We start from the raw sequence: 14,844 nt of genomic DNA on the forward strand, positions 1-14,844 counted from the left end.
GCTATCCGGTCCCGCCCACGGGTACGACGCACGTACGGTCGCCCCTCGGCCGAGGGTCTCCACCACGGCCGAGACTCCCGAGTTCGACGCACGTCGGCTGATCTTCTCCTGGGGCGGCAACCCGGGCGTCGGCTCGTTGCACCGGTTCCGGGACGCGGTGGCGCGCGGCCGGCCGGCACCGCTGGAGATCGACGAGCACAGCCACGCCGGGATGGCGAACCGGTTCGTCGGAATCGTGCGGCGCAGCCTGATAGAAACGATCGATGACCCGCAGCATCGCGACCAACGCCCGCGTCGACCGTGCCGAACTTCTCGACTTCCTCCGACCCCGGCACCGCGCCATCCTGATGACGACCCGCCCGGACGGCCGACCCCAGTCCTCGCCGGTGACCTGCGGGGTGGACACCGAGGGCCGGATCGTCGTCTCGACCTATCCGGAACGGGCGAAGGCGACCAACGCCCGCCGGGATCCCCGGGTCTCCGCCTGCGTCCTCTCCGACGACTGGAACGGGCCGTGGGTCCAGGTCGACGGCACCGCCGAGGTGCTCGACCTGCCGGAGGCGCTGGAGCCGCTGGTCGAGTACTTCCGGTGCATCTCCGGCGAGCACCCGGACTGGGACGAGTACCGCGAGGCCATGCGCCGGCAGGACAAGTCGCTGATCCGGGTCACCATCGACAGTTGGGGGCCGGTCGCCACCGGCGGCTTCCCCGCCCGCCTCGCCGACTGATCCGACCGGCCCCGGACCGACCGGGGAGCAGCACCGCAGGCCACCACCCCGACGATCTTCCCCGATCCAGCGGGGTGGATCAGCCGAGGTAGAGGCAGAACGGGTGGCCGGCGGGATCGAGGTGCACGAGGACATTCTGCTGCGGCTGGAAGTCCGCGCGGGTGGCGCCACACGCCACGGCGTGCGCGGCCGCGCTCTCCAGGTCGTCGACCCGGATCTCCAGGTGCATCATCATCTGCTGGTCACCGGGACCGGCCGGCCAGTTCGGCCGGGCGTACGGCGACTCGGTCTGGAAGGCCAGCCCGACTCCCCCGGCCGGGTCACGCATCAGTACCCAGTCCGACTCCTCCTCGGTGATCTCCCAACCGAGGAGGAGTCGGTAGAAACGGGCGAGTGCCACCGGGTCCGGTGCGCTCAGGTTGACGGTGGTCAACGTCAGACCGGTGCCGTCGAGCATGATGCGAAACCTCCGAACGCTGGTCAGAGCCTTGGCCGAACATCGATCCGGGCCCGGCCAGCACCGTGGCGCGGGCCCGGAAATCCTACCGGCGGGCCCCGACATTCCGGGTGGGTTCACCGGGCCGACTCAGCACGAAGCGGGGTCGGCCCGGAGCTACGACCCGAAGGCGGTGAGGAACCGGTCCCGGAAGTCGCTCATCCGCCAGACCGGAGTGTCCGGACCGGGCTTCAGCCCCTCCTGCCAGTTCCAGCCGGAGATCCGGTCCAGCACGGCCGGATCCTTGGCGACGATGGTGATCGGTACGTCGTGACTGGCGCTCTCCCCGGTCACCAGCGGGGCCGGCTGGTGGTCGCCGAGGTAGACGAAGACCAGTTCGTCGTCGCCGTACCGCTCCAGGTAGGAGACGACGGTGTTCAGCGAGTACTCGACAGCGCGGCGGTACTGGGTGCGCACCTTGTCGGTGTCCCGCCACCCGTCGTCCGACGACTCGTCCACCTCGGCCATCGGCCCGAAGATCGATCCGTCGCCGAGCTGGTCCCAGCCGATGAGTTCCGGGATCGGTGTCCAGGGTGCGTGGCTGGACACCAGTGGGATCGTCGCCATCACCGGCGGGTGGTCCGGCTTGGCGTGTTCGCGCTGCTCGAAGACGGACAGCGTGTACTGGTCCGGCATCTGCGCCCAGCTGAACTGCGGGCCACGGTAGCCGAGTTCCTTCGAGGCGTGCACCTCGTCGTAGCCGAAGAACGTCCCCTCCGGCCATTTCTGGGTGATGCCCGGCATCACGCCGACCGTCCGCCAGTCGGCCCGCTGGAAGGCCCGGTTCAGGGTCATCCGATCGCTGGCGACGAGGTGGGTGTAGCGCTGCTGGTTGTTGATCCAGAGACCGGAGAGCAGCGTGCCGTGCGCCAGCCAGCTTCCGCCGCCGTAGGTCGGCGAGGTGAGCCAGCCGCTGCGCGCCGCGTACCCGGCGGTGCGGAGTCGGGTGTAGCCGGTGTCGAGGGTGGCGCCGATCCCCGGGGCGAACGCCGGGTCCTCGACCGCCGAGCGACCGTAGCTCTCGACGAAGGCGAGGACCACGTCCTTGCCCCGCAACGCGGTGAGCAACTGGTCACCAGGGGTGTCGCCGAACGCGTCGACCCGGGCTTCGGCCGCGAATACCTCCTGGTCGCGCAGGGCCGCCCGCACCTGGAGCGCCCGGTCGTAGGTCAGGGTGCTGACCGGCACGTCCGGGACGATCTGCACGCCGAGCACGGCGCCAACCACACAGGTGGCCCCGAGGGCCGACACGATGTGCGTCGACGCCCGGCGGTGCCGGACCACCAGGCGGGTCAGCCGGAGCACCGAGAGCGTCATCAGGACGAGCAGGCCGACCGCGAGCAGTCCGGCGGCGACCACCGCGACGACGGCGCCGGTCCGGCCGTACGACTCCTCGACGTAGTCCGTGCCGGCCTCGAACGAGATCCAGTCGAAGACCGGGTTGAACGGCCGGGCCAGCACCGCGAAGAAGCCCATGTCGATGACCTTCACGATGGCCAGCAGTCCGAGGGCGATCCCGACCGGTACCGCCAGTACCCGGCGTCCCCAGGTCGGCAGGAGCAGCACCAGCGCGACCACCAGCAGGGCTTCCAGCGGCAGCCGCAGGAACGCAGCCGGGGTGAGGAGGGTTAGCTGGTTCGGCGCGAGCAGGACGAAGACGACCAGCAGCAGGGCCAGGACGCTGGTCAGGCCGGCCGCCACGGTCCGCAGCCAGCCACGCTTTCGAGCGGGAACGGTGGCGTCAGTCGCGGTGGCGTCAGTCGCGGTGGCGTCAGTCGCGGTGGCGTCAGTCGCGGTGGCGTCAGTCGCGGTGGCGTCAGTCGCGGTGGCGTCAGTCGCGGTGGCGTCAGTCGCGGTAGCCGCGGTCGGGCCGCCGACGGCGTCCGACGTGCGGTCGGCGTCCGGCGTACCGTGGTCGTCCGGTTCGGGTGACGGGTGGCCGTCGGCGGCCGGGACCTCCACCGGCTCCGGCGGCGCATCGGTCGGGGTTCGACGACGGCGCGTGAAAGCCGACAATCCAGAGGCCCTTTCCTGTGAAGCCTGGTGACGCCCGCTCGCCACTGGGAGTGACCGGCCCACACGGTCGCGCGAGGTCGGCGGCGCCGGCACCGCCTGGCCGGCCGGCACCGGTCGAGGCGGTGACCGGCCTGGTCTGCGTGCCGCCGTCGTGAGCCGGGCGCCACGTTAACATCCCGAGTTGACCGGACCCCGGCCGCCGGCTGCCGAGTCGGCGAACCGTCCCACCCGCCGCGACCGCGCCGTCACCCGGTGGCGAGTTCCTCGCTGTACGCGGCGATCGGGCTGCCGTCCGCACGGTAGGCGGTCAACCGGCCGTGCGAGAGGTTGGCCGAGCGGAACGAGAACAGCCACTGCCCCGGATAGACCTCCAGCAGGGGGATCGTCCGGGCGGCGCCCCCGGGCGCGGACTGGTATTCGAGCCGGGCCACGGTGGCGTCGACGACCCCGTTGACGCGTACCTTGGTCTTCTCGGCGGTGACTCCGAAGGTGATCGGCGCACCCGCGCGGAACGCGGCGCACTCGGCCGCGCTGCGGCACACGAAGAAGTAGCGCGGGTTGTGCACGTCGGACATCGAGTACGCCTTGAACGTCGGGTCCGCCCCGGCCGGCAGCGGCTGTACGGCGAAGAAGGCGACCCCGGCCAGGGCTGCGGCGCCCACCCGCAACCAGCTCCGGACCGTGGAGGTACGCCGACCAGCGGCGACCGCCGCGACCGCGACCCCGCCGAACCCGGCCAGGCACAGCGTGATGGTGGCGAGGGAGCGCGAGTTCTCGAAGAGGAACTGGAGTCCCGGCGTCATCGAGACCGAGCTGAGCAGCGCGCCCAGCGACAGCACCATCACGCACAGCACCGCGACGCCGGCCACCCGGCGTGCCACCCCGTACGACCCGACCAGGAACATCGCGGCCAGTACCGGCCAGATCTGGTGGTGGGTCCAGGAGACCGGCGAGGCTGCCACGGTGGCGCAGCCGACCAGCACGGCCGCCTGTGCGGACCGGCCGGACAGTTCGAGCTGGCGTGCCCGCAGCAGCGCCGTTCCGCAGACGACCAGCACCAGGCCGGCCCAGAGCAGCGGAAAGGTGTCGCCTTCCGCGCCCACCCGCAGCAGCATGCCGTGCAGGGACTGGTTGCCGAGCGAGGCGAGGTTGCCGACCCGCGAGGTGTTGAGGAACGTGCCGGTCCAGAAGGTCCAACTGTCCGCCGGGAGTACGACCGCGCCGATCAGGCCGCAGGCCAGGAAGGCGCCGGCCGCCCGACCGGCGTCGCGCCAGCGGCGGGAGACCAGGAAGAAGACCACGAACAGCAGCGGGGTCAGCTTGACGGCCGCAGCGATCCCGACCAGGACGCCCCGGTACCGGGCCGGGGTCAGCCCCGCACCGTCGACCAGGGCGAGCAACACGATGAAGACGCTGACCTGGCCGAAGCGCAGGTTGCTCTGGGCCGGCGCGGAGAGCATCAGCGCGCAGGCGATGGCCGCGACCACCAGCGGTCGGCGGTGCCGTCGCGAGGTGACCGCCCCACCCACCGCGATGGCGATGGCGGCGACCGCCGCGCAGGTCAGCACCAGCCAGCAGAGCTGGAGGACACCCTCGGGCAGCAGACCGATCGGCGAGAGGACCAGGGCGGCGAAGGGCGGGTACGTGAACGGCCCGCCGTTCTCTGCGACGAATTCGTAGAGCGGCTGGCCGGCGTGCAGGTGCCGGACGGCGCCGTGGTAGATGTGCAGATCCGAGAGGCGTTCCCAGTCGGGCCGGCGGAGCACGAGTGCCGACGAGACCACCGCGATGACGCCGAAGACTCCCCAGAGCGCGGTCGTCCCCCTGCGACTGCCCATCCGGCGAGTCTAGACAGCCGGCCCCGGCGGAAGATCGACCGATGCCGTACGGAGACCTTGCGGTGACCGAGACGGTATGGCAGTTTCTTTCTCAGCCCAAGCGATAGATGTAGGTATTTAACTACGCCCGGAGGTACGGCGCTTCGGCCTGACCGACGCGGCGGACCTGAACACGGCCCGGCTCTGCTTCGGCTCCGCCTCCCAGGACGCGCCGAATCGGCTGGCCAGCATCTACTACAAGGACCTGCTGGTCTGACGCGGACCGGCGGCGAGGAGGTACCGATGTCCTGGCGAGCGAGGACGGCCGGAATGCTGGTCGGTGGGCTGCTGGTCGGCCTGTCGGTGGCGCCGGCCGGTGGACCCGCGGCGGCCGCACCGGCCGCGCACAGCGAGCGGCTGCTCTTCGACGGCGGCGGCGAGTCCCTCAACGGCATCACCTACCACTCCTTCCGGATCCCGTCGCTGGTGCGGACGAAGGCGAACACCCTGATCGCGTTCGCCGAGGGCCGAGCGTCGAACAACCGGGACTGGGGCAACATCAACCTGGTCTACAAGCGTTCGACGGACAACGGCGCCACCTGGTCGGCACTGGACGAGGTGGTCGGGGCCGGACAGGGCACCTGGGGGAACCCCACCGCCGTCGTCGACTCCAGCAACGGCAGGATCTGGCTCTTCATGTCCTGGAACCCGGCGGGCTACAGCCAGAACGGCGACGGCGGCACCACCCGGATCACCGCCTGGGAACACCGCAAGGTGTACGTCAGCAGCAGCGCCGACGACGGCCGGAACTGGACCGATCCGGTGGACCTGACCGCCACGCTCAAGCCGAGGACGCTCGCCGGCGGCGGAACCTGGGCCTGGGACGCGATGGGACCGGGCGTCGGCGTGCAGACCTCCACCGGCCGGCTGGTGATCCCGGCGTTGCACCGCAACATCTACAGCGACGACCACGGGGCCACCTGGAAGGTGCAGCGCATCACCACCAGCAGCGGCGCCGCCCAGGAGGGCACCAGCGAGGGCACCGTACTGGAGCTGACCGACGGCCGGCTGATGCGCAACGACCGGGCCGTCGGCGCGGTCTGGGAGGGCGCGAAGCGCCGCTGGGTGGCGCGCGGGACGATCGAGGGCGGCTTCGGCACCTTCGCGCCGGACCAGACGTTGCTCGATCCGCGCGCCCAGGGCTCCGTCCTGCGGTACAACCTCGACTCGCCGACCCGGATCGTCTTCCTCAACTCGGCCAGCACCGAGACCCGGACCAGGATGACCGTGCGGATCAGCTACGACGAGGCCCGGACCTGGCCGGTCTACCGCCGGCTCGCCGACGCGCCGCTGCCGTCCTGGCCGGGGCTGGGCGGCGGCAGCGTCGCCGAGGGTGGCTACTCGAGCATGGCCAAGACCGCCGACTACTTCGTCGGGGCACTGGTGGAGGTGAACGAGAACACCGGCGCCAGCGACACCTCGCGGCGGTCGATCGTGTTCCGCAAGTTCAACCTGCCGTGGATGCTCAACGGCACACCCGAGTGACGGCGGGAGGGCCGCGGGGAGGACGGGGTACCTAGACTGGCCGGCGGAGAGGATGATCCGATGACTCTGGACGCCGCCGACCAGCACCGCCGGGCGGTCACCTTCCGCCGGCTGCACGAGGGGCCCACCTTCGTACTCCCCAATCCGTGGGACGCCGGCAGTGCCCGGATACTCGCCCAGCTCGGCTTTCCCGCGCTCGCCACCACCAGCGGCGGGCTGGCCTTCGCGCTCGGCCGGCGCGACGGCGCCAACCTGGTCAGCCGGGCGGAGACGCTGCGGAACGTCCGGCTGATCGCCGACGCGACCCCGCTGCCGGTGGCGGCCGACCTGGAGAGCGGATTCGGCGACAACCCGGCCGAGGTGGCCGAGACGATCCGGCTCGCCGCCGAGGCGGGCGCCGTCGGCGGCTCGATCGAGGACGCCACCGGCGACCCCGCCGATCCGATCCGCCCGCTGGAGGACGCGGTACGCCGGGTCGAGGCGGCGGTGACGGCGGCCCGGGCGCTCCCGTTTCCGTTCACCCTGGCCGCCCGGGCGGAGAACTTCCTCTACGGCCGGGCCGACCTGCCCGACACCATCCGCCGGCTCCGGGCCTATGCCGCAGCCGGCGCCGATGTGCTCTACGCACCGGGACTGCCGGACCTGGACGCCGTCCGGTCGGTCTGCGCGGCGGTGGACAAACCGGTCAACGCGCTGGCCGGCGGCGCCCCCGGGGTGACGGTCGCGATGCTCGCCGACTGCGGCGTACGCCGGGTCAGCGTCGGCTCGGCTCTGGCCCGGGTGGCGCTGACCGCCTTCGTGGACGCGGCCCGGGAGATCCGGGATACCGGCACCTTCGGCTTCGCCACGGAGGTGCTCAGCTACCCCCGGGTCAACGCACTCTGGCCGTAACGAATCGCAAATCCCTCGCCACGGGCGTCCGAGCTGACTTCTTGTCGGTGCCGCTCGGCATACTGGCCGGCGGACATCGACGGCGCACGTCCGATCGGAGGGATGACCATGACCGCCTTGTTGGCGATCGGCACCGGCAAGGGCCTCTTCCTCGCCACCAGCAGCGACGACCGCAAGAGTTGGCAGGTCAGCGGGCCGCACTTCGCGATGACCGGGGTCTACTCGGTCGCCGTGGACAAGCGGCGGGCCACCCCCCGGCTGCTCGCCGGGGTGACCAGTTCACACTTCGGCCCCAGCGTCGCGACCAGCGACGACCTCGGCGCCTCCTGGCAGGAGCCGGCAGAGCCGCCCGTCGCGTTCCCGGAGGGCGCCGGAGCCAGCCTGGAGCGGGTCTGGCAGCTCACCCCCGGCCCGACCGACCAGCCCGACGTGGTCTACGCCGGCACCCAGCCCTCGGCGCTGTTCCGGTCGGTCGACGGCGGCATCTCCTACGAGATGGTCCGCCCGCTCTGGGACCACCCGCACCGCGAGCAGTGGGACGCCGGGTTCGGCGGCCAGGCGATCCACACGGTGCTGCCGCACCCGGCCGATCCGGCGCAGGTCCTGGTCGCGATGTCGACCGGCGGCGTCTACCGCACCGGCGACGCGGGTGCGAGCTGGCGCCCGCAGAACACCGGCATCCGCGCCTACTTCATGCCGGACGAGTGGCCCGAGTTCGGGCAGTGCGTGCACAAGGTCGCCCGGGACGCGGTCGACCCCGAGAAGCTCTACGCACAGAACCACCACGGCGTCTACCGGTCCACCGACGGTGGGGTGAGCTGGCAGTCGATCGCCGACGGGCTGCCCAGCGACTTCGGCTTCCCGATGGTGGCCCATCCGCACCGTGGCGACACCATCTACACCTTCCCGCTGGTCGCGGACGGGGAACGCTTCCCCGTCGACCGGCGCTGTCGGGTCTTCCGCTCTACCGACGCGGGTGACACCTGGCAGCCGCTGACCGACGGGCTGCCGACCGGCCCCTACTACCCCGCCGTGCTGCGCGACGCCATGTGCGTCGACGACGCCGATCCGGCCGGGGTCTACTTCGGCACCCGCTCCGGCGAGGTCTACGCCAGCCGCGACGAGGGCGACTCGTGGTCGCTGGTCGCCGCCCACCTGCCCGACGTGCTCTGCGTCCGGGCCGCGGAGGTCTGAGCGATGGTCACCGTCGTCGTGCCCGCCGCACTGCGCGGGGAGACGGCCGGCGCGGGCCGGCTCGACGTCGCCGCGGCGGGCACCCTCCGCGCTGTGCTCGACGAAGTGGGCGCCGAGTGGCCGCGGCTGATCCGGCGGATCCGGGACGAGCAGGGCCAACTGCGCCGATACGTCAACGTGTACGTCGACGGCGAGGACTGCCGGCAGACCGGCGGCCTCGACACGGCGGTGCCGGACGGCGCGGAGATCCAGGTCATCCCCTCCGTCGCCGGGGGCTGACCCGGCCCCGCCCTGGTGGTCCCGGTCGGCAGTCGAGCGGGACCACCCGGCCGGCGTTGTCCACGACTCGGGGTGCGAAGGGTCGCGGCGCCGCCTACGGTGGGGTTGGTCAACATTCCGTGCTGTTGGCCGGCGGTTGGTCGTCCTCGGCCGGGGGCGGGCGTGGGATGGGACGGCGGCCCGGCGTGGGCCGTCGACCGGTTATGCGATCCACTCTTTCGTGGGGTCCCCGCACGTGTCGCTCGACGTCTTCGTTGTGGAGGCTGCCCATGTCCGACTGGCGTTCGCGCGCCCTCCGTCCCGCGAAGCGGGCCCTGCGCCGCTCGCAGGACCGATATCCGCAGTCGCCACCCGAGCTGTCGATGGATCCGCGGGCGGCCGAGGAGCGCAGCGAGCCGCCTCCGGCGGAGGAGAGTGTGGTCACCTCCGCGATCTACCGGGACGGTCACCGGGTCGACGGCTCGCCGAACCTCGCGGAGACCTGCCAGCGGCTGCGGGACCATCCCGGGACGATGGCGTGGATCGGCCTGTACCGGCCGACCGAGGGGCAGTTGCTCACCGTGGCCGAGGAGTTCGGGCTGCACGAGTTGGCCGTCGAGGACGCCATCGTCGCGCACCAGCGGCCGAAGCTCGAACGCTACGGCGACACCCTCTTCGTGGTGCTCCGGGCCGCCCGCTACCTCGACGAGCGCGAGGAGGTCGACTTCGGCGAGGTGCACATCTTCGTCGGGGCCAACTTCGTGTTGACCGTACGGCACGGGCAGGCACCCGACCTGACCGCCGTGCGTCGCCGGATGGAGAACGACCCCGACCTGCTGCGGCGCGGCCCGGAAGCGGTGCTGTACGCGATCCTGGACAGCGTGGTCGACGGGTACGCCCCGGTGGTCGGCGGGTTGCAGAACGACATCGACGAGATCGAGACCGAGGTCTTCGGCGGTGATCCCCGGGTGAGCCGGCGGATCTACGAGCTGTCCCGTGAGGTGATCGAGTTCCAGCGGGCCACCCGGCCGCTGCTGGACATCCTCCAGGGGCTCACCGCCGGCTTCGAGAAGTACGGCACCGACGAGGAGTTGCGGCGCTATCTGGGCGACGTGGCCGACCACGCCACCACCGCCTCGGAGCGGGTCAACGAGTTCCGGCAGATCCTGGCGGACATCCTCACCCTGAACGCCACGCTGGTGTCACAGTCGCAGAACGAGGAGGTCAAGAACCTGACCGTGGCCAGCTACACGCAGAACGAGGAGATCAAGCGGATCTCCGCCTGGGCCGCGATCCTGTTCGCGCCGACGGTGATCGGCACGGTGTACGGGATGAACTTCGACCACATCCCCGAGCTGCACTGGGTGCTCGGTTACCCGTTCGCGCTCTTCCTGATGCTGGTGGTCTGCACCACCCTCTTCGTGATCTTCAAGCGCCGCGACTGGCTCTGACCGGCCCGGGCCGCCGCGACGCCGTCTCGCTCACAGCCAGTTGTTGCGCCGGAAGCCCCGGTGCATCAACACCGCCAGCACCAGCATCACCACCAGCACCACCCAGAAGCCGTTCGCCGCCTTCAGCCCGGGGATGAACTCGAAGTTCATCCCGTAGATGCCGGCGATGAAGGTCTGCACCGCGAAGATCGCCGCCCACGCCGCGATCTTGCGCATGTCGTTGTTCTGGTCCACCGAGACCTGGGCCAGCCGGGCCTGGAGGACCGAGGTCAGCAGGTCGTCGTAGGCGGTCACCCGCTCCACCGTGCGGGACAGCACGCCGTGCACGTCCCGGAAGTAGCGGACCACGGACCGGGGCAGTTCCCGGTCGTCGAGCAGCGCGGCGAACGGCCGCTGCAACGGTGCGACCGCCCGCTTGAACTCCATCAGCTCCCGTTTGAGCTGGTAGATGTGTGCGATCCGGTCCCGGGCCGTACGCGGGGCGAAGACCTGCTCCTCCACGGCGTCGACGTCGGCCTCCACGGCGGTGGCCACCTGGACGTACGAGCCGACGAGCTGGTCGCAGACCGCGTAGGCGACCGCCCACGGGCCGAGCGCCAGCAGGGTGGGCCGGGCCTCCAGGTCGGCCCGGACCGGCCGGAGCGCACCCGGTGCGCCGTGCCGGACGGTGATCACGAACCGGGGACCGACGAACACCGTCACCGCGCCGGTCTCCACCACCTCGGAGGTCTCGGTCAGCTCGGTGTGCTCGACGTACCGGGTCGTGCGCAGCACGATCACCGTCACCTGGTCGTAGCGCTCCACCGCCGGCCGGTGCTCCCGGTTGAGCGCGTGCCCGGCGACCAGCTCGTCGAGGCCGAACGCCCCGGCGATCGGCGCGAAGTCCACCTCGTCCGGATCGTGCAGCCCCAGCCAGACGAATCCGCGGCCCCGGCGCGCCGCCGCCAACGCCGCCCGGTGGTCGGGCCGGCCCGGCAACCGGCGACCGTCGACGTACGCCGCGCAGTCCACGATCCGGTCGCTCTCCTGGCCGCGCTGCGCCGGGACGTACCCGGAGGAGAGGCCGTCGGGGTTGAGCATCCGGGCGATCGCCCGGCGGACCGGCGCCACCCACCTGGTCCGGGTACCGGCGGCAGCCGCGTCCCGTTCGTGCCCCGCCATCGGCGTATGCCCCTTCCCGCGTGCGGTCGCTGGCGTGCATCGAACCATCCGCCGGCCACCCGGCCGGGCCCGGGTGCCGCCCGCCGGTGAGGTTCCGCACCATCCGCCGGGTGCGGCGGTCCGCCGGGCTATTCTCGATCATCAGGTGGCGCCATCATGCGACCGCCCCGGACGAGAGCGCTGCCGTACCCGGCCCCGCAAAGACGGCGCGCAGAAACCCATGACCGCTGTTGACGTCATCGAAATCGTCGGTTCGCTGCTGATCCTGTCGGCCTTCGCCGCCGCACAGACCCGCCGACTCTCCCCGCACTCCACCCGCTATCTGCTGCTGAACATCGCCGGCTCGACCGTGCTGGCGGTGATCGCCCTGCTGCACCGGTCGTGGGGCTTCCTGCTCCTGGAGGCGAGCTGGGCGGTCATCTCCGCCGTCTCGCTGGCCCGGCTGCCTGGTCGGGACCGGCCCGGCGGGCAGCCGGCGGACCGGCCCGGCCTGCACCCCTGACGGTGCCGGCCCGGTTTGCACCCCGCAGGGTCGGGAAGAGGCACCCCGGGGTGCCGGTTCGCCGGGAGGAGGCGCGATGGCGAACGCCGTACCAGATCCGTCTGCCGGGTCGATCGGGCTCGACACCGCCGCGCACGTCGGGATATCCGTCTCCGACCTGGGCCGCTCGGTCGCCTTCTACCGGGCACTCACCGGGCTCGACCCGGTGGTCCGGGACGAGGGCATGCACGGCGCCGGGTTCGCCCGTTCCCAGGGGCTGCTCCGGACCGGGCTGCGGTACGCCACCTTCCGGCTGCGCAACCTCGGCATCGATCTGATCCAGTTCGAGGAGCCGGCCGGCGAGCCGGCCGAGGTGGCCGCGAACCGCCCCGGTTCGATGCACCTCTGTTTCGAGGTGGACGACCTGCCCGCGGTCTACGACCGGATGCGGGCGGCCGGGCTCGACTTCCTCGGCCCGGCGTACACGTTCAGCGCCGAAGAGGTGTCGCCGGCCGACGTGGCCGGCACCGAGGTCGCGTACTTCAACGACCCGGACAGCACCAACCTGGAAATCATCGCCCCGAGGGGCGGGTTCGCCCGGCCGGGCTGACCAGCGGCCCGACCGGACGGGCGAGGGCTCAGTTCTCGCCCCAGACCTCCTGGGCGGTCTCCACGATCAGCCGCAGCTTCGCCACCTGTTCCTCCTGGGTCAGCGCGTTCCCCTCCACCGTCGAGGAGAAGCCGCACTGCGGGGAGAGGCAGAGCTGCTCCAGCGGGACGTACCGGGCCGCCTCGTCGATCCGGCGCTTGAGGGCGTCCTTGCTCTCCAGCTCACCCCGCTTGGTGGTGACCAGGCCGAGCACCACCTTCTTGCCCGGCGGGACGAACCGCAGCGGCGCGAAGTCGCCGGAGCGCTCGTCGTCGTACTCCAGGAAGAAGCCGTCGACGTCGAGCTGGCTGAAGAGCGCCTCGGCGACGAAGTCGTAGCCGCCCTCGGCGGCCCAGGAGGACCGGAAGTTCCCCCGGCACATGTGGGTGGTCACCGACAGCCCGGCGGGCCGGCCGGCCAGCGAGGCGTTGATCTGCCGGATGTAGCGCTCGTGCTGGTGCTCCGGGTCGCCGCCCTGGGCGGCCACCATCTCCCGCTGCCGGGGGTCGTTCAGGTACGCCAGGCTGGTGTCGTCGAACTGGAGGTAGCTGCAGCCGAGGTCGGCCAGCCGGCGCACCTGCTCAGCGTAGGCGGCGCTCAGGTCGGCCCAGAACTGGTCCAGGTCCGGATAGACGGCGGTGTCGATGGCGGCCCGGCCGCCCCGGTAGTGCACCATGCTCGGCGACGGGATGGTCAGCTTCGGGGTGCCGGTGGTGACCTGCTGCTTCAGGAAGGTGAACGCATCGCCGAAGATGGTGTCGGTCAGCTTCACCCGGTCGTGCACGCGCAGCGCCGCCGACTGGAACTCCAGCTTCCCGGACTCGTTGAAGAACTGTACGGTCAGCTTCTCGTCCGCCGGGTCGATCCCGCCGAGCTGGTAGATGAAGTCCATGTGCCAGGACGTACGCCGGAACTCGCCATCGGTGGCGGTACGCAGCCCGATGCTCTCCTGGAGGCGTACCACCTCGCGGATCGCGTCGTCCTCGACGGCGCGCAACTGGGCGGCGGAGGTCTTCCCGGCGGCCCGGTCGGCCCGGGCGGTCAGCAGCCGCGCGGGTCGCAGCAGGCTGCCGACGTGGTCGGCGCGGAACGGCGGGCGGGATGGTGTGTCCATGGTGGTCCCCTCTGTTCCTGGTACGCGGGCTCTGGGTCGGCACACGCCGGCGCCACGTACCGCGACGGCGCGATCCGGCCAACCATAGTCCGCCGCGCCGGCATCGATGATCTACAGACCGTACCGCCGCGCGGACCCGCCCGCCGGCTGGCGGAAAACGTTTCAGGAGACGGGATCGGGCCCGGTCTGCGCCCAGATGGCGCTCATCTCCGTCATGGCCTGCTCCATGATCTGCACCATCGCGGTCTTGGCCCGTTCGCCGTCGTGCCGCTGGATCGCCTGGGCGACGTCGGCGTGCAGTTGCAACGCCTCCTCGTGCGGATAGTGCGGCATCAGGTCGTAGTGGTAGCGGCCGGCCAGCACCTCGGCGACCAGCTCGTGCAGCTTCACGAACATCTCGTTGCCGGAGTCGACCAGCACCTGCCGGTGGAACTCGATGTCGAGCCGGAGGAACTCGGCCTCGTCCCCGGCCTTGCCCGCCGCCCACATCTTCGCGGCGAGCCCGACCAGCTCGCTGGCCTCCTGCGGGGTCGCCCGCAGCGCGGCGAGCGAGGCGGCCTGCGGCTCGACGGCGGTACGCAGCTCGGTGATGGAGCGGAGCTGGGCGATCCGGCCGGCCGAGGCGAGCCGCCAGCGGATCACCTGGGGGTCGAAGACGTTCCAGTCGCGCGCGGCCCGGATCAGGGTGCCGACCCGGCGGCGGGACTCGACGAGCCCCATCGAGGCCAGCACCCGCAGTACCTCCCGGACCACCGACCGGGAGACGGCGTACTGCTCGACCAGGTCGTCGATGTAGAGCACGGAGCCGGGGGCGAGCTGGCCGGCACAGACGGCCGTGCCTAGTTGATCGAGCAGCCGGGCGTGCAGCCCGGGCTCGGCGGGGTCGAGCCGGACAGACGCGACCTCTGGTGACGGCGTGGCCATAAATAAAGCCTATCAGTGAGTACCCTGGTCTTGCTTAAGTCAGGTTTATCGGCCTAGCATCCGGCATTAGGCGGACGTAGAAGTCCGCGGGCGGCGTCCCAACGGCGGGTCGCCGCGAG

At 71.5% G+C, this 14,844-nt stretch carries 14 protein-coding genes and 1 riboswitch; of the genes, 8 read left to right on the forward strand and 6 right to left on the reverse strand.

Features of this window, described 5'->3' with window-relative positions; translation table 11 throughout:
* Positions 1 to 263: 263 nt before the first annotated feature.
* Positions 264 to 728 (forward strand): PPOX class F420-dependent oxidoreductase, encoded by a 465-nt coding sequence (locus tag R6Y94_RS22015; protein WP_318397780.1) that lies wholly within the window; start codon positions 264 to 266, stop codon positions 726 to 728.
* Between the two features lie 79 nt (positions 729 to 807).
* Here R6Y94_RS22015 and R6Y94_RS22020 read toward each other — a convergent pair whose 3' ends face one another.
* The 3 genes from R6Y94_RS22020 to R6Y94_RS22030 all read right to left on the reverse strand — a co-directional run bounded on the left by R6Y94_RS22020 (position 808) and on the right by R6Y94_RS22030 (position 5,078).
* Positions 808 to 1,185 carry a VOC family protein gene (locus R6Y94_RS22020; protein WP_318397781.1) on the reverse strand — a complete coding sequence of 126 codons (378 nt, stop codon included), beginning with the start codon at positions 1,183 to 1,185 and terminating at the stop codon, positions 808 to 810.
* Positions 1,186 to 1,341: 156 nt separating this feature from the next.
* Positions 1,342 to 2,925 carry a sulfatase gene (locus R6Y94_RS22025; RefSeq protein ID WP_318397782.1) on the reverse strand — a complete coding sequence of 528 codons (1,584 nt, stop codon included), beginning with the start codon at positions 2,923 to 2,925 and terminating at the stop codon, positions 1,342 to 1,344.
* Positions 2,926 to 3,485: 560 nt separating this feature from the next.
* Positions 3,486 to 5,078: a glycosyltransferase 87 family protein gene (locus R6Y94_RS22030; RefSeq protein ID WP_318397783.1), complete on the reverse strand. Its 1,593-nt coding sequence runs from the start codon at positions 5,076 to 5,078 to the stop codon at positions 3,486 to 3,488.
* 282 nt (positions 5,079 to 5,360) lie between these two features.
* On the opposite strand from R6Y94_RS22030, the gene R6Y94_RS22035 reads away from it, so the two are divergent.
* From R6Y94_RS22035 to R6Y94_RS22055, 5 genes are all read left to right on the forward strand, one after another.
* Complete coding sequence (locus R6Y94_RS22035) at positions 5,361 to 6,602, forward strand: sialidase family protein (protein ID WP_318397784.1); 1,242 nt, start codon at positions 5,361 to 5,363, stop codon at positions 6,600 to 6,602.
* A 60-nt stretch (positions 6,603 to 6,662) separates the two neighbouring features.
* Positions 6,663 to 7,493 carry an isocitrate lyase/phosphoenolpyruvate mutase family protein gene (locus R6Y94_RS22040; RefSeq protein WP_318397785.1) on the forward strand — a complete coding sequence of 277 codons (831 nt, stop codon included), beginning with the start codon at positions 6,663 to 6,665 and terminating at the stop codon, positions 7,491 to 7,493.
* 108 nt (positions 7,494 to 7,601) lie between these two features.
* The gene (locus tag R6Y94_RS22045; RefSeq protein ID WP_318397786.1) at positions 7,602 to 8,687 is read left to right on the forward strand and encodes an exo-alpha-sialidase; all 1,086 of its coding nucleotides are present in this window, start codon (positions 7,602 to 7,604) and stop codon (positions 8,685 to 8,687) included.
* A 3-nt stretch (positions 8,688 to 8,690) separates the two neighbouring features.
* Complete coding sequence (locus R6Y94_RS22050) at positions 8,691 to 8,966, forward strand: ubiquitin-like small modifier protein 1 (RefSeq protein ID WP_318397787.1); 276 nt, start codon at positions 8,691 to 8,693, stop codon at positions 8,964 to 8,966.
* 269 nt (positions 8,967 to 9,235) lie between these two features.
* Entirely contained in the window at positions 9,236 to 10,396 is a 1,161-nt protein-coding gene (locus tag R6Y94_RS22055; RefSeq protein ID WP_318397788.1) for a magnesium and cobalt transport protein CorA, read from the forward strand.
* Between the two features lie 30 nt (positions 10,397 to 10,426).
* On the opposite strand, the gene R6Y94_RS22060 is transcribed toward R6Y94_RS22055, so the two are convergent.
* A complete protein-coding gene (locus R6Y94_RS22060) occupies positions 10,427 to 11,557 on the reverse strand; it encodes a magnesium and cobalt transport protein CorA (protein ID WP_318397789.1) in 1,131 nt (376 codons plus the stop codon).
* A 145-nt stretch (positions 11,558 to 11,702) separates the two neighbouring features.
* A riboswitch (guanidine-III (ykkC-III) riboswitch) is annotated at positions 11,703 to 11,770 on the forward strand.
* A 7-nt stretch (positions 11,771 to 11,777) separates the two neighbouring features.
* Here R6Y94_RS22060 and R6Y94_RS22065 point away from each other — a divergent pair.
* Both R6Y94_RS22065 and R6Y94_RS22070 read left to right on the forward strand, forming a co-directional pair.
* Positions 11,778 to 12,059 carry a CBU_0592 family membrane protein gene (locus R6Y94_RS22065; protein ID WP_318397790.1) on the forward strand — a complete coding sequence of 94 codons (282 nt, stop codon included), beginning with the start codon at positions 11,778 to 11,780 and terminating at the stop codon, positions 12,057 to 12,059.
* A gap of 76 nt (positions 12,060 to 12,135) precedes the next feature.
* The gene (locus R6Y94_RS22070) at positions 12,136 to 12,648 is read left to right on the forward strand and encodes a VOC family protein (RefSeq protein ID WP_318397791.1); all 513 of its coding nucleotides are present in this window, start codon (positions 12,136 to 12,138) and stop codon (positions 12,646 to 12,648) included.
* Between the two features lie 28 nt (positions 12,649 to 12,676).
* Here the strand turns inward: R6Y94_RS22070 and R6Y94_RS22075 are convergent, their stop codons facing one another.
* Positions 12,677 to 13,801 carry a 5-methyltetrahydropteroyltriglutamate--homocysteine S-methyltransferase gene (locus tag R6Y94_RS22075; RefSeq protein WP_318397792.1) on the reverse strand — a complete coding sequence of 375 codons (1,125 nt, stop codon included), beginning with the start codon at positions 13,799 to 13,801 and terminating at the stop codon, positions 12,677 to 12,679.
* A gap of 162 nt (positions 13,802 to 13,963) precedes the next feature.
* Complete coding sequence (locus tag R6Y94_RS22080; RefSeq protein ID WP_318397793.1) at positions 13,964 to 14,725, reverse strand: FadR/GntR family transcriptional regulator; 762 nt, start codon at positions 14,723 to 14,725, stop codon at positions 13,964 to 13,966.
* Positions 14,726 to 14,844: the final 119 nt, after the last annotated feature.

The organism is Plantactinospora sp. KLBMP9567 (assembly GCF_033446045.1).
Lineage (GTDB): Bacteria > Actinomycetota > Actinomycetes > Mycobacteriales > Micromonosporaceae > Plantactinospora.

Bases quoted from the DNA above. Each gene is read 5' to 3' on its own strand.
- R6Y94_RS22015 (WP_318397780.1), top strand. From the start codon at position 264: ATGACCCGCAGCATCGCGACCAACGCCCGCGTCGACCGTGCCGAACTT.
- R6Y94_RS22020 (WP_318397781.1), bottom strand. From the start codon at position 1,185: ATGCTCGACGGCACCGGTCTGACGTTGACCACCGTCAACCTGAGCGCA.
- R6Y94_RS22030 (WP_318397783.1), bottom strand. From the start codon at position 5,078: ATGGGCAGTCGCAGGGGGACGACCGCGCTCTGGGGAGTCTTCGGCGTC.
- R6Y94_RS22035 (WP_318397784.1), top strand. From the start codon at position 5,361: ATGTCCTGGCGAGCGAGGACGGCCGGAATGCTGGTCGGTGGGCTGCTG.
- R6Y94_RS22040 (WP_318397785.1), top strand. From the start codon at position 6,663: ATGACTCTGGACGCCGCCGACCAGCACCGCCGGGCGGTCACCTTCCGC.
- R6Y94_RS22045 (WP_318397786.1), top strand. From the start codon at position 7,602: ATGACCGCCTTGTTGGCGATCGGCACCGGCAAGGGCCTCTTCCTCGCC.
- R6Y94_RS22050 (WP_318397787.1), top strand. From the start codon at position 8,691: ATGGTCACCGTCGTCGTGCCCGCCGCACTGCGCGGGGAGACGGCCGGC.
- R6Y94_RS22055 (WP_318397788.1), top strand. From the start codon at position 9,236: ATGTCCGACTGGCGTTCGCGCGCCCTCCGTCCCGCGAAGCGGGCCCTG.
- R6Y94_RS22060 (WP_318397789.1), bottom strand. From the start codon at position 11,557: ATGGCGGGGCACGAACGGGACGCGGCTGCCGCCGGTACCCGGACCAGG.
- R6Y94_RS22065 (WP_318397790.1), top strand. From the start codon at position 11,778: ATGACCGCTGTTGACGTCATCGAAATCGTCGGTTCGCTGCTGATCCTG.
- R6Y94_RS22070 (WP_318397791.1), top strand. From the start codon at position 12,136: ATGGCGAACGCCGTACCAGATCCGTCTGCCGGGTCGATCGGGCTCGAC.
- R6Y94_RS22075 (WP_318397792.1), bottom strand. From the start codon at position 13,801: ATGGACACACCATCCCGCCCGCCGTTCCGCGCCGACCACGTCGGCAGC.
- R6Y94_RS22080 (WP_318397793.1), bottom strand. From the start codon at position 14,725: ATGGCCACGCCGTCACCAGAGGTCGCGTCTGTCCGGCTCGACCCCGCC.